Annotated in this window: 13 protein-coding genes; 1 reads left to right on the plus strand and 12 read right to left on the minus strand. The window is 41.8% G+C overall.

Features of this window, described 5'->3' with window-relative positions:
• Window positions 1–83: 83 nt before the first annotated feature.
• The 10 genes from GDK41_RS11325 to GDK41_RS11370 form a co-directional block, all read right to left on the minus strand.
• Window positions 84–1,322: a hypothetical protein gene (locus GDK41_RS11325; protein WP_232056451.1), complete on the minus strand. Its 1,239-nt coding sequence runs from the start codon at window positions 1,320–1,322 to the stop codon at window positions 84–86.
• Window positions 1,323–1,680: 358 nt separating this feature from the next.
• Window positions 1,681–2,544, minus strand: coding sequence for a PD40 domain-containing protein (locus GDK41_RS11330; RefSeq protein WP_152086519.1), 864 nt, complete (start codon window positions 2,542–2,544; stop codon window positions 1,681–1,683).
• A 190-nt stretch (window positions 2,545–2,734) separates the two neighbouring features.
• Window positions 2,735–3,139 carry a DUF6010 family protein gene (locus GDK41_RS11335; protein ID WP_197739484.1) on the minus strand — a complete coding sequence of 135 codons (405 nt, stop codon included), beginning with the start codon at window positions 3,137–3,139 and terminating at the stop codon, window positions 2,735–2,737.
• A gap of 58 nt (window positions 3,140–3,197) precedes the next feature.
• Window positions 3,198–4,352 (minus strand): helix-turn-helix domain-containing protein, encoded by a 1,155-nt coding sequence (locus tag GDK41_RS11340; RefSeq protein ID WP_152086521.1) that lies wholly within the window; start codon window positions 4,350–4,352, stop codon window positions 3,198–3,200.
• Window positions 4,353–4,419: 67 nt separating this feature from the next.
• Entirely contained in the window at window positions 4,420–4,893 is a 474-nt protein-coding gene (locus GDK41_RS11345) for a DUF1203 domain-containing protein (protein WP_232056452.1), read from the minus strand.
• 319 nt (window positions 4,894–5,212) lie between these two features.
• Entirely contained in the window at window positions 5,213–6,397 is a 1,185-nt protein-coding gene (locus GDK41_RS11350; protein ID WP_172971603.1) for a serine hydrolase domain-containing protein, read from the minus strand.
• A gap of 249 nt (window positions 6,398–6,646) precedes the next feature.
• On the minus strand, window positions 6,647–9,112 hold the full coding sequence (locus GDK41_RS11355; RefSeq protein ID WP_152086523.1) for a penicillin acylase family protein: 2,466 nt from the start codon (window positions 9,110–9,112) through the stop codon (window positions 6,647–6,649).
• Window positions 9,113–9,429: 317 nt separating this feature from the next.
• Window positions 9,430–9,804 carry a nuclear transport factor 2 family protein gene (locus GDK41_RS11360; protein WP_152086524.1) on the minus strand — a complete coding sequence of 125 codons (375 nt, stop codon included), beginning with the start codon at window positions 9,802–9,804 and terminating at the stop codon, window positions 9,430–9,432.
• 66 nt (window positions 9,805–9,870) lie between these two features.
• Complete coding sequence (locus tag GDK41_RS11365; RefSeq protein WP_152086525.1) at window positions 9,871–10,080, minus strand: YHS domain-containing protein; 210 nt, start codon at window positions 10,078–10,080, stop codon at window positions 9,871–9,873.
• A gap of 57 nt (window positions 10,081–10,137) precedes the next feature.
• Entirely contained in the window at window positions 10,138–10,500 is a 363-nt protein-coding gene (locus GDK41_RS11370; protein WP_152086526.1) for a HopJ type III effector protein, read from the minus strand.
• A 168-nt stretch (window positions 10,501–10,668) separates the two neighbouring features.
• Between GDK41_RS11370 and GDK41_RS11375 the strand changes: the two genes are divergently transcribed.
• Window positions 10,669–12,042, plus strand: a complete 1,374-nt coding sequence (locus GDK41_RS11375; protein WP_152086527.1) for a hypothetical protein — start codon at window positions 10,669–10,671, stop codon at window positions 12,040–12,042.
• A 123-nt stretch (window positions 12,043–12,165) separates the two neighbouring features.
• On the opposite strand, the gene GDK41_RS11380 is transcribed toward GDK41_RS11375, so the two are convergent.
• Together GDK41_RS11380 and GDK41_RS11385 are read right to left on the minus strand one after the other, a co-directional pair.
• Window positions 12,166–12,516, minus strand: a complete 351-nt coding sequence (locus tag GDK41_RS11380) for an outer membrane protein assembly factor BamB family protein (protein WP_232056453.1) — start codon at window positions 12,514–12,516, stop codon at window positions 12,166–12,168.
• A 289-nt stretch (window positions 12,517–12,805) separates the two neighbouring features.
• The gene (locus GDK41_RS11385) at window positions 12,806–13,486 is read right to left on the minus strand and encodes a DUF4386 domain-containing protein (protein WP_152086528.1); all 681 of its coding nucleotides are present in this window, start codon (window positions 13,484–13,486) and stop codon (window positions 12,806–12,808) included.
• Between the last annotated feature and the right edge of the window lie 47 nt (window positions 13,487–13,533).

The raw sequence follows: 13,533 nt of genomic DNA on the forward strand, positions 1-13,533 counted from the left end.
CCTCAATTTTACTAAATAACCTCAGCTGAGGTTAAATAAAAGCCCAGGCAAGGCTAGTCTGGGCTTTCGTTATCATACTTAAATTAGAAAATGCGTGTTAATTGAGATTCAATTTCACCGTTTTCTTCTAAAATAGCCAATGTATCATCTTCAACACTCACCTTAAATTCACCGCTTTCGCAAGGTGACGACTGAGTGCCAGTACATTGCAAACTCTCACCCCAGTAAGAGTAAGTAATAACGAACGATAGTGTATTGGCATCAAATGTATATTTACCCACCTCATATCCAGCTTCAAAATGCCCTTCTTTATCAAACTCTACTAAATAATACTCACCTTGTGCTGTCAAAGTCATGTATTGAACTTCGTACTCACTTTCAAGTAACCAAGTCCCAGCAACTGACTCATCACTTACAGAGACATTTGCAATTTTAAGTGGCTCTTCTGAGTTTGGCGCTAAGACGATATCTCCATCTGATAGAGCAAAATCAAGCGTTAAGTCGTCAGTACATAACTCTCCACGAGGAGCACTACAAAATAGCGCTTCGCCATCACTGTTACCTGTTGTGTGAAAAGTGACTTGTGTGTCGGTAAGGGTATAGTCGCCATTTTCAACGCCTATCCAACCTGCATCTTCTTGCCACTGCATAGCAAGGTATTCATTATTATTGAAAAAATGAAATAATACAGACTCATCTTCGATTTTGTATACACCTGCAAAAGAATCGAATGCAACGCCACCTTGCTGTAGTGTATTAGTAAAATGTGAAACGGCCTGTTGAGGTGTAATTAACGATTCAACGAAACTATCTTGACCGCCATTTTGTACCAGGTTAACTACATCTGGGTTTGTCGCAAACTCGTCTAGAGCTAGATTAAAATCAACAGGCACTGCTGTCGCTTTAGCAGTATCAGAAATGGTAATACCATTTTCTGGGTTTGCGTCTGTATCCAACGTTTGTAGCAAGCGCAACATATTAACCACATTGGGTGCGTTAACGTTCTCAGTACCGGCAAGAGTTAATGGCGTCACAACACTTTGAGCATTTACAGCAGGAAACTCAAGGAGCCCTAATGAGAATGTCACTGTTTCACCATCAGCATATTCAAACTCACCTTGCGCGTTGGTAACACCAGATAAAGTTTGTGTCTTGTAGTCAATGTTAGCTACGGCACTGTCCAAAAACAGGCCTTTTTTTGTAACGACGACAGGTTGCACAACCTCTTCTTTAACTTCTTCTTTAATCTTATCGCTGTCGCTGGAGCACGCAGTCAAAGCAAGTAGCACCGCAGAAATAGAGAGTGTGTTTTTTACATTCATAGTAAGCCGCTCATTAAAAAATATCATAATAAATACCTATAACGCATCGGTTATAGGTTACAAAAAGCGGCGAAATAGTAATGAACCAGAAAAAAATCGCAATAGCAGCTCACGACAAAAAATGCACAAAGCGAAACTATCAATATGTTACAGCAGTATTTCACTGTATATATTTACAAACGTTTACATTGCATATTCCATTCACGCTAGCTGAACCGAATAGCTAACCAACCTACATATAGAGTCTTCTGGCTCTATTTTCGCACACCAAAATGAAGCCAAACATAAAGGTGTACGTGCAAAAACACTCAAAACAACTATTTACTTATCAACAACAAAAGCAAATATACAGCCACAGTTAGTTCGCTGGGCGCAATTGCTCTATAAAGTCTGCACTAACCCAGAATATATCGATATCTCCCTCTTTGGATACTTTTCGATTGAAGAATAAATACTTACCGTCAGGTGTTACGCTGGCAAGTGCTTCCCATTCATTGGTATTTATCTTATTGCCTAAATTAATTGGTGTGCCCCATGTGCCATTTTTTTGTTTATAACTAATGTATAAATCAGATCCCCCAAAACCACTCTCTCGGGTACTATCAAAAATGAGGTACGATTCATCGGGTGCAATAAATGGATGAAAGCTTTTGCCGTTATTAATTTCTTTATTCAGCAACTTGGGGGCTTGATATTGGCCATTCACTCGCTTTGAGTAACGAATATCGCCAGTCAGGTCGTTTTTAAACTCATCAAAAAATACCGTGCCATTCGCTGAGGCAGATAAACGCATGATCCGCCAAGTATCTAGCGCTTCAGCTAATGGCTGTAACTCAGACCAGCCGTTTTCAGTGCGCTTTCGATAGCGCTTACCCAAATGCATGATGTCACCATTTGGAGAAAATAACGGTGTGCCATGACGAGGGGAAAATATACTTTCGTGCCAAACCCCATTTTTACTCTTAAACTCAACAATTTCTTGCTTGTTGCTCTGTTCATTGTTGCGAATATAGTAAAAGGCTGAGAGATCAGGCGTAAATACACCACTGACTTCCCATCCATTGGTAGACACGATATCGGGAGCAAACACGGTAGGCGCAGAGCCCGGTGGTATTTGTCCAAGATAAGGTCCCGTTAAATTTTTATGGGTTACTTCTTTACTAAGCCCATCGAAACTGATTGCCAACAAACACAAAACAAATAGACAACTAATACAACGCATCTTAATTTATCCTTACTTTTCAATAAACAAGATCAACAACGTGCGGCGACGCTACACTGAGCTACATATTAAAAAATGTAAGAATAAAAAACCTGATGTCTTGATGAATTATGTCTGATTTAACGTTGTGGCCACTCATTTTGTAAAACCAAGTGATTAATGGCCTTGCTCGCTCACATTTAAAATCCGGCTAGAGAGCGACTTTTTGCCTTTTGAACAATACAATTAAATAGCCACCTACAGTGATGTCGAAGGAAATACACATAATTGCGTACCAGTTAGGTGCAAAATGAGTGTCAGGCCAGTATAAATGCAGTACCACATCCCACACAGGATGAACTAACCAACCGAGCGCTAAAAAGTATCTGCTGTGCGTACGCGACAGCATAACCATTATGCCAAACAGCAACACGCCCACCGTTTCTATCAAAACCCAAGCAAGCTCAAATGCCAAAACCGCAAAGCCAACATAAATCAGCGATGCGATGATCAACGCATAAGCAAACAACGCCATTTTTGACTGCAAAGAGCGAGATTGGCCAAACCGAATCAATATCAGACTCGTTGCAAACCCAAACGCTAACCAAAAAGCCACACTCACTATCTTGCCCCCATACAAAATCTTTCCATTTTACGAATTATAGAGCAATGGATCAGTTATCAGTTTTAGTGAGCTTTACTTGTTTTCTGTACGCTGATGGTGTTAAGCCTACGGCATTTTTAAATGCCGTATTAAAAGTAGAGCGCGAATTAAACCCTGATTCTAATGACACATCGATAATAGAGCGCTCTGTTGTTGCTAACAAATGCTTGGCCTCTGCAACGCGATACTCGTTTATTAGTTGAAAAAAGTTGATCCCTAAGTGCTGGGATAAAGTTTCCGATATATGATTCTCTGACACATTAATCGCACTAGATAAGCGGCTCAGAGACAGTTCATTATCACTGAACAAGCGGTCTTGCTGCATGATATTACGTAACTTATCGGCAATGCGCGTCATGCGTTGCTGATCCAAAATAGCAACCCGCGGCACAGTTCCTGTCTCTTGGGTTTTATGTTCTTCATCTAACACCGGTTGATTTAACGCCAATTGAGCAAAAGCCACGAGTAACGCAAATTCAAGTAAAGGGATCGCAACACCTGAGCCAAACCACTTAAAACCAACAAAACCCAAAAAGTACTCAATTGAGTAAAGTGTCCAAGCCGCCCCCCACAAAAGCAGTATAATACGCAACCAATCTAACGATTTTTTCTCTATGTCAGAAAAGCGCTGCATAAGCTGCTCTCTGTGTTTAGCCTGCAGCACATATGCAGCTCTAAAATATAATAACGTGGTACTTAAAAACACCAAGGTGGTAACTAAGCACGTTAAAAGTGCAAACCGATAAAGCTCGGGATCTCGCGTTGCAGGGTTTGCCAGCGCAAGTTTTTGTTCAGCGCTAAGCAGCAGAGCAAAAGGCATAAAGCTGAGCATAACCAACAGCGGTCCTACGCAAGCGAGTAAAATAGACTTGCTGCTTATTGCACTCGAACGCAGTATTAAAGAGCGCGCATAAAAGTAAAAGGCAGGCCCAATAAAAGTAGTTAGTGGTAATTGTAACCCAACCAAATTTGGCACATAACGATAGCCACCCGACACTATCATTAAATCGCCAAGGGCATGTATAGAAAACAAAACCAATACAGCCGCCAAAAAGTAACGATATTTTTGCAGGTCATCATGACCAAAAATTGTTTGGGAAATCGCTAATCCAGCAACGCCTAACTTGGCAGAAAAAATAATCGTTGGAAATATCGCAATGCTCATAGGTTATCTTATTAATTGTTTGGTTTTTGAGGGCTAGCTTATTTACTCACACGTGACGCTATTAAGATTATACGCGACTTACTTTACAACAAAAGCAGCCGGGGCTTGCATAATGAAGATGAATATATTCAACGCTCGGGTTAGCGAACGGCACCTGCAGCTTTAATTTAAGCTCAGAGCCTTCACAAATATCGTGAGCAATCATCATATTTGTTGCGTCGTATGCTCTAATTGACAATAACCTATGCTCTAGCATTTGTGGTACCTCATTGATACCTAACTGTGCAGTTTGGGCAAATTCTCTGACGAGAATAGTCCCCATAGCTTTATACGCCGAGTCGACATTGTGATGCCAATAAGGCAAAAACAACACTCGCTCACCGATTTTAGCGTCTTGCATAGATACTCTGCATGGATAGCCAGGCTCTTCATCAACAATCATCCACTTCGCATGGCGAGCTGCCAACTCAGTATCATCTAACGCCTTAAACTCGATAAAATCATCCATTGCTAGCGGAATAAATTGAAAATCCGTTGCCACAGGTTAGTTGCTCCTCAATTGATATTAACGTCGTTTGCACAATCTAACATGTTGAAAAAAATAAAAGTAGTAAACTGAGCAATATAGCTTTTTACACAGGCAACAAGCAGTCCAGAACTTACTTAACCTCAGCTATGGATAAGAGTTTTGGTAGTTCACAATAGAAACGTTATAACCCCTTCAACATCCAATGATGATATTTCGCTCAATATCAAGGCATTTTCGCGAAGTAATAGCGCGCTATTACAAGTAAAAATAACGCAGAGAGTGAGCGAAATAGCTTTATTGGGCAAATTCACTTATGTGCAACTGAGGTTACTTATCTAATTTGTAAAAACGAATCGACTACGGCAAAAGTAAAGTCTTGGAATGCCGATTCGCAACGTGAATTTACCCCACAATTTACAAACGCGGTTATACTCACATCCCCATCTGGAATATAAATATTCTGGGTGTAATACCCAAATTCAGTGCCGCCGTGGTGATAAAACTTTTTTCCTGCGATTTCTTCAACCCATACACCTAGCCCATAGCGAAACTTAGACGCGCTATAAAAACGCGGACCAGATGAAGCCACTAAGTACTGCTCTCCTATCATCTGGTTTCTTACCCAATCACTGATCACTTTATTATTGCGCACTATGGCTCGCAGTAGGTTCGCCATGTCAATAACACTTGATGCCAGAGGGGCATCGGATGTCGCTGTTGTACCAATGATCTGTTTCATATCTACCCATGTATTCATCGGTATGGGAAAATCAGGCTCCTCATCATTAATAAAAAAGCCCGAAGCAAGCGCGGGCTGATGGTCCTCAACGCCTTTTGAGTAACTAGATGTCATACCCAGTGGCTGTAAAATCTGACTTCTAATTGCGCTTGCTGGATGAGCCTTTAGCACGTTTTCTAGTATCACTCCTGTCAGTGCATAGCCCGTATTAGAATAAGAAAACCCCTCAGTTGGTTTAAATTCCGCATCTTGGTTTAGCGCAAAACTCAATGGAAACTCGTCTGTAGTGACTTCGTTTTGCTTTGCGTATTGCGCTTTAAAAAACGCATAGTCTCCCACATCGTTGTATTCAACAATGCCACTGGTGTGGTTGAGTAACTGCCTTAAGGTCATGTTTTCTGAGTGATGGATTTGTCCGAGTAGCTTTTTGTCTAAATAACGGCTGATAGGCGCATCCAGATCTAGTAAACGTTGCTGAGCAAGCATGGCCACCAGCAGTGCAGTGAGCTTTTTACCAGCACTCCCATTGGGGATCACTATATCCGTTGTCATTGGCTGTTTTTGTTGCAAGTCTTTATATCCTGCGCTGCCCAAAAAAAGCCCTTGCTCTGACTCAATATAAAGCACCGCACCGGGTATATGCTCTGAAACCAGTTTATCTAGCAAAGGTTGATATGTGGCTTGGTAATTTTGCTGTGTACTTGTATGAGTCCGTGCGATTAGTTGACATGACGTCAACAAAACAAGCCATGCAATAATGATTATTCCTTTATTCACAGGTGCGTCCTTAAAATCGTTATTTCGTATTTCATGCCCAATCAAATCGGCAAATAGCTTCAACAGTAATCGTACCACGTATTAAACAACTTTCCCGATATCACGCTCGTTACTTCTGGTACTAATGTTTGTAGCCAAACCATAGTTCATTAAACTCATAGACATGATTTGATGAAGCGCTCACAAAAAAGCACCTTGCAGCAGTGCTAAAATGCCCGCTGCTAGGTGCTTGCTAACTATCATGCCAACCTATGGGATCAGCTTAATTTGCTCTACCGTGTTCTCGTCAATTAAGTTACTCGAATAAAACAACGGTATGCTCTCATCTGCAGCCCATTGCTGCGCTAGGTTTTGATAAAAAGAACTACTTGGGTCGCCCGATTGCCCGGGTGCATTCATCACTTTTGAGTTATCCCACTGACCGACATCGATCACCATACGCCATGTGGTACCAGCCACCGTCGAGAAGTTTCCTGTTAGATTATACGCATGCCAATTGGCATTTACCGTATCCATTGACCCTCCTCTTTTCAGGGTTTGCCAAGGATTAAAGTAACTGTGATAAGCCTCTGGTAATAGAGGCGTAATCGGATGTACTAACCTAGCCGCATGGCTTTGCCCCCAAGAGGTTGTTAAGTTTGTCGGCTCTGATGCACACGCCAACAATGTATTTGTTATTAGACTTGTCATCTGCGCTTGAGTTGTTTCATCCGAGCTTAAAAAGGCCGTTTTAACCATATTCAGCAGCACCGCTTGGTCGCCAAAGCTAGACAAGTCTGCTAGATAAGGAAATGCCTCGTTTGGAGCGAGTGTACTAACAATGGTTGGGCGTAAATAACGATGCCACCACGTACTAAAAAAGTTTGCTTGTGTGGATGAGCTTGTCATTTGCTTATCCCATAGCTGCAGGTTGATCAGTAATTGTTGTGCAATCGGGTTGCTAATTTTGGCAAGAGGGATCGCCTCTACTAGCTCTTTAGCTGGCAGCGATAAGGTATCTGCCTGCAGCGCTAAGCTGTCTGCAATACTGTGTTCGTTGCTCTCATCAAGTACTTGCGCTATGCGTCGATAACGGTAATCTCCAGCCCATTCGTACCCCACATGAAACGGCATACTACTTGAAAAATTCATCTCGTTTGCAGACGCAACCCAACCTTTTGCAGGATTATGTTGATAAGGTAAAAAGTCGATAGGTAAGCGCCAAAACCACTCATAGTCGCCGTTGCCTGGCACTGGTAACAAACCATCCCAACTATCACGAAATGGCACGTAGCCCGCTGTTTTTAAAGCAATGTTACCATCAGTGTCTGCATATACGTGGTTTTCTGATGGGTTTTTAAAAGCCGACAGCGCAAAGCGATACTCCCACCAGTTTTGTGCCTTTTGATACTCCAAACTTGCTAGATAAGGCACCATCCCGGGCTCTAACCAAGCCGCTCTAATCGCATACAGCTTATGGTTGATATCGTCACGATAGATAACCGGGCCATGTACCGTAAACTCCAGCTCAACCTCCTCATCAGCTTGGCCTTTTACTGGAATAGACTCAGTTATCTTATCTACAGGTTGCCAGTAATGTTGGTATTTGTATGATTGACTGTCACTAGGATTGACATCGTAAAAGTACAAATCTTCTTGGTCAGCCGAAAATACCGTAAATCCAAATGCAATATGACCATTATGACCTAAAGACACGCCAGGGATATAGGGCTCCCCTGCGCCAATCACATTCATGGTGTCAGACTTTAAATGCACCGCATAACGCCCCGATGGCACCGTATTCACACGGTGTGGATCAGAGGCAAGAATGGCACGACCCGTTGCTGTTTTAGCAGGTGCGATAGCCCAGTTATTACTGCCTAACTGTCGCTGTGCACTTGCAGCCAATGCTTCGTTTTCAATTTGCTTTAATAAATGTTTACCCTTTTGGGCGTGAGCAAACGATTGCGATGCGACTTCTATTTGCTGGTTTGAAAAGCGCACTCCTGACGTTGCTAACGTATACAGCTTAAGTACGTCATCAGGCAGAGTTTCGTAGCTTGCGCCTTTGGGCACACTGAGGGTGTGCTCAGGTTCAAGTTTGACTCGCAATGCGTCTAACTCGATACTAAAGTCTCTGATCAATTTTGCCCGCGTGACTTCACTATTTACATTGCGACTTAGCCCGTGACTACGAATTTTTAAAATATCGTCTGCATGCCACTTCAGCGGTTGATAACCTAGCAGGGTGAACTCGCTGGGCAAAGGCACTTGAGCGTCGTTTATCAGATCAATATAGTGATTGATGCCAGCAACAAAATGCTCTAGCGCAGATGCTGCACTATAACCATACTGCCAGCGCTCATGTTCCATATTGCCACGAAATAAAAACAACCGGCTGGCTTTATCTTGCTCTATAAAAGCAGGCCCAAACGCCTGTGATAAAAGCCCCAGCCCTTTTCTGCGCCACAAATCTATTTGCCACAGTCGCTCTCTGGCAATATTAAACCCTTGTGCAAAATACACATCTTCATCACTGCTGGCGCTGATATGGGCAATGCCATATTTATCGATTTGAATGGTCGCGGGCTTACTCAGTTGTGGAGCGGTTAGTTCTGTTGTTTTAAACGAGGATTCATTGGCTTGGAGCATGAATGGCACGAAGCCAACGAGCATAAACGCCGTTATTTGAGCCAGACGCCTTCGAGTGGCCCTATTTATAGTTTGTTGTTTCACTGTGTAGTTCTCCTTAACGTGAATGTTTGTGGTTAAAATTGGGGTGTTTTTCGTACCATTTTAGGTTACATAAGTTTTATGAAATTAAAATATTCATATTACTGTTTTTTATTTCATCAACCTATTAAACAAAAGTAGGTACAACCACACCGTTAAGTGTGCAAACATCAACCGTCGGGGTGCATTAAAAAACAGGGTAAAGTCAAAAAGGTGGGCCTACAAAGTGCATCGATGATATGCACGCAAATTTTACCTATAAAAAGCAGTGGCTGTTTGTTTGTTTTTGTATAGGTAAAAACTACTCACAACCGCACAACTTAGCACTTTAGCGCAAACGGTGGGCATGCAGTGCCTTGATGGTACTTCAATTGCCAACGCGTATCTGCAAAAATCCAAATTGAACTGCGTTTGGCAAAATCACTAACAACACCTAAACCATTAACAAGCGCTGACTGGTATTTTAATAAGTACACGCCTGGTGCCAGTTTAATGCATTCATACTGCTGCGAATGTACACGAGTATTGGCTGGCGACTCTGCAGCCATCATTTGGAGAATTGAGGTAAAATCATAATGCTGACCAGACACCCCAACTTCCGTAAAACTGCTGTGGAGCAGACGCGCTAAGTCTAATTTACTCTGACGAATATGATATTGATGCAGTTCAATTTCATGTTTAATTAGAATATCCATGCAACTCTCCAAACGTGGTAGCTGACATTTCCTGCTCTTTTTTAACGAGGTAACTCACGCCATCAATCAAATGAGCCTGCGCTCTTTGATAAGCACATCAAAATATTGTGAGTCATGTGGCCTGTCATTAATATTGGTAGCAAAGTCATCTCTGCATCTAGGGTTACAAAACCCAACCGTTAAACCCCGATAATGCGTTAAAGAGTCTAGCTCAACAGGCTTACCAGAGCGAGGGCAAAACTGATTGATAACCGCTTTATTCGCTAAATAGTCCACTGGCTGTTTCCTTCTATTCCAAAAAACTGTAACACCAATTGCTAGCTTTATAAGCTATTAAAGTGGTTCAAGCGCCGGCTCTTTAAAAGACACGCCTTGCCAACCATATTTCATAAAGTTTCTTATATTGCCATGATCAGCACCACTTGGGTTTTGCAGTACATCTTCTCGATAAAACTTGCCAAAGCAATTTAGCGTTGCTTGTTCATTAAGCTGTTGCATGTGAGCAAATGCTAGTATTTTGCACGACCCTAGATTGGTTCCCACCTCATTGTGTTGCTCCCCATTTACAAAGGCAACAGGCGTAAACCTATAGTGGCTATCTATCAATGTTATTGTCTGCTCAAATTCAACACTGTGCCCATCACTATTGAGCTGAGCTATAAATGCTGTGATCTCAGTTTTTTGTTCATTTGACATTGGTGTGCTCCAAGTAAAAACAGAACATTATCACTTTTAGGGACTCGACATCACCGTTTTCTGCTCTGACCTGTGCATTGGCAATAATATTGACAAACTTGACCTGCTGTAATGTAGCCCACTGTGCTAAACTTAAAATGTATATATTTCAGGGAGTAGTAACTAAGAGTGAGCAGAGCAACGCTAAGCCAAGATGAAAACTTATCCTTTAAAATTCAGTGCCAACTCCTACCTAAAGAGGCCAGTAAGCTCGACCTATACTTTTCAATCCCAACCGACATGGGTATTAACGAAAGTACGTTAAACGAAGTTGATTTTTTTAATGCCAATATAAAAAGCCATAGTGCTTATTACTCAGAGCAATTGCACATACCACTGGTGCAAAGCCGCTTTATAAGTCAAAGCAAAGGGCAAAAGACCAGCTACCGAGTGAACTTAAACCTATTTTGTTATCAAGTTAGAATTGCGCTAGATGCCGATGTAAAAAGCACGCTGCAACTTAAAGAACCAGAGGCGTTTTTTCCAGAAGCCGCACTGTTAGTTGAACAAACACAAGGGCTTTTAAAAAAGCTCAGGCGTTATACACCACCCGACAACAAGCTCAAGTCGTATTTTCAAAATGCCGACAACTATTTAAGCTGGCATACGGAGCAAGCTTTTTTAAAACTGTTAGCCAATGGTCCAAAATCCAGTGAGTTTAATGATGAACGCGCCATTCTTGTCGACTTTTGCCAACAAGAAAATCAATATCGTACTGAACAAACATATAATTCGCAGGTCACCTTAGATGATCCGAATCGGATCACGAATAAAATGAAGTTGCTCGAACGCTTGATAGAGTACGGCGTGGTGTTTAATAAGCAAACAGTTGACTTAACCTTGAATTTAAAACGACTAGTAAAAGGTCTTGTAACTGGCGTAATCATGGCCTTTGTGATGTTTATTGTGCTTAATGCTCGCTCTAGCTTTCAAGAAGTAACGATAGCGCTGATCGCCCTACTTGGTGCAATTTACGGGCTCAGGGAAACCTTTAAAGAAGATTTAACACAATGGGCTTGGCGTTTGATCCAACGCGGTCGCCCAAAGTGGCGCAATAAATTTAAAAACTCGGTCAGCGATGACATTATGTGCACACAAACCATCTGGCTTGAACACATTCGCAAAAAAGACCTACCGACAGAAGTAAACAAGTTACTTAAACAAAGACGTCAGCAAAACAAACAAGCGGCAAATTTGATGCACTTTTGCAGTAAAAACCAAGTCAATGTCAGCGAGTTTTTGCCCGGATACGACGAAATACAACAGCGCATTACCTTTAATATGGCATCGTTTGTTCGTTACTTAAAAAAGGGGGCCGGAAAACTCTACACTTTAGATGGTCAAAAGGTATCGAAAAAATCGGTAGAGCGTCGCTATCAAATTAACCTTGTGTTGCGCTTTACCAGCAACGAGGACGTGCAGTTAGAGCGGTATAAAATAACCATGAACCGCTCTGAAATCGTTGCCATTGAGTTGATGGATGCCGAGGTAAGTAAAAGCTAAAAAGGCTAAAAGCGCCCACATGATACGTGTGCTTGAATTTGTTAGTTACGCGGCGCATTCATAGCTCAACCATCAACTGTGTATACATTCAATAGCGACTATTCAATCAGAGTAACTAGGCAGTTAGCTGCTTCCTTGGCTCACGCTAGCCCCCACGACAGCAGTGGTGCACGCTGCAGATGCTTGCTGCGCCGCAGAGTGAGCCGTAACCGCCGATACATTTTGCACTTCAGTGCCAATAATACACGGGCCATACCCCATCCCCTCTAATTTGTTCTCCCACTTGATATCACCGCTGTGAATATCTAAACAAAACAAGTGGCCACCCGAATACGCAAATACCAAATCACCGTCAACAAACATGTTAGTTACCCCTGACGTGGCCTTTAATTTTGTTGACCAAATTTTATTCCCTGTGTGTTTATCCAAACACACAGCATGACCTTTAATACCGAGTAATAGTTTATCCATCATGTTTCTCCAGTACTGTCGTTGATAGCCTGCGATAACTCAAGCATATTTAACCTCAGCGATGGATAAGCAAGTTTTCTTAATAACGCTGTTTTGACCACGCTAGGCGCTGCTTGGATCCAAACCAGAGGTTGTTTAAGTATGCTTTAAAAAAACAGAATTACGTTTAAGTCGCAACCCTTAGTACCTAAAAAATTAAAATAAAACTGTTATCAAATATGTCAAAGTAAGCTTTAAATTTAATAATAACAGCGCTTTACACCTATTTAAGATGTAAAGCGAAACTTATTGGTTAACAGCTCTGGGGGTTAGGCTTATGGCTCAAATCAAAACCCTTAAATAGTAACCAAATGGGAAGTAAAAACTCGAACAGGCCGCCAGGTATATACATCCAAGTTCCACTAATGCTGACATCTAAAAAGTCAAAAATAACTTTTAACAGAAGCATTGCATATCCAACTAACCCTAAACCAGACAGCAGACGCGGAACCATCCGATATTTAAAAAATGTAACATTTAGGGAAAAACCTGCCAGCGCCAGTGATAACATCCCCATTGAGAAAGTGGCAAATCGCTCATGCTTCAAAGCGGTTCCCATGACATACAACTGCTCAACTTGATCCAGTGATCCCGCTAGCATTTTTTCACCCATGGCACTGAGCGTGATCAAAATGACCGCCGCTGGTAGTAACGTCGCAGCCTCAATTAAACGGCCTGATAAATAACCTATCGCAACCCTTTGACTATACGGCTTAATAATCGGGTAAATTATCACTGAAATACCGACAACCGCAGCGCAGTTTACAAACTCAAGTAGCGCTGCAAGCGACAATGACCAACTGTTTTTACCAAGTTGACTCAAAAAGTCAGAGGCGACTAGAAACTCGTAGCTCAACGAGTCTGCAATGGTATATGAGCTTGTAGAAATTAAAAAAAGTATCGCAATAATTCGCGCTGCTAGTAGATTAGACATAGTCCAAATTCCTTAAAGTTATCATTTTTTAACACAGCACACTCTCT

This window comes from Pseudoalteromonas sp. A25, assembly GCF_009176705.1.
Taxonomy (GTDB): Bacteria; Pseudomonadota; Gammaproteobacteria; order Enterobacterales; family Alteromonadaceae; genus Pseudoalteromonas.

Excerpts from the sequence above, each read along its gene's own strand:
- GDK41_RS11325 (WP_232056451.1), bottom strand. The coding sequence starts at position 1,322 with ATGAATGTAAAAAACACACTCTCTATTTCTGCGGTGCTACTTGCTTTG.
- GDK41_RS11330 (WP_152086519.1), bottom strand. The coding sequence starts at position 2,544 with ATGCGTTGTATTAGTTGTCTATTTGTTTTGTGTTTGTTGGCAATCAGT.
- GDK41_RS11340 (WP_152086521.1), bottom strand. The coding sequence starts at position 4,352 with ATGAGCATTGCGATATTTCCAACGATTATTTTTTCTGCCAAGTTAGGC.
- GDK41_RS11360 (WP_152086524.1), bottom strand. The coding sequence starts at position 9,804 with ATGGATATTCTAATTAAACATGAAATTGAACTGCATCAATATCATATT.
- GDK41_RS11370 (WP_152086526.1), bottom strand. The coding sequence starts at position 10,500 with ATGTCAAATGAACAAAAAACTGAGATCACAGCATTTATAGCTCAGCTC.
- GDK41_RS11380 (WP_232056453.1), bottom strand. The coding sequence starts at position 12,516 with ATGATGGATAAACTATTACTCGGTATTAAAGGTCATGCTGTGTGTTTG.
- GDK41_RS11385 (WP_152086528.1), bottom strand. The coding sequence starts at position 13,486 with ATGTCTAATCTACTAGCAGCGCGAATTATTGCGATACTTTTTTTAATT.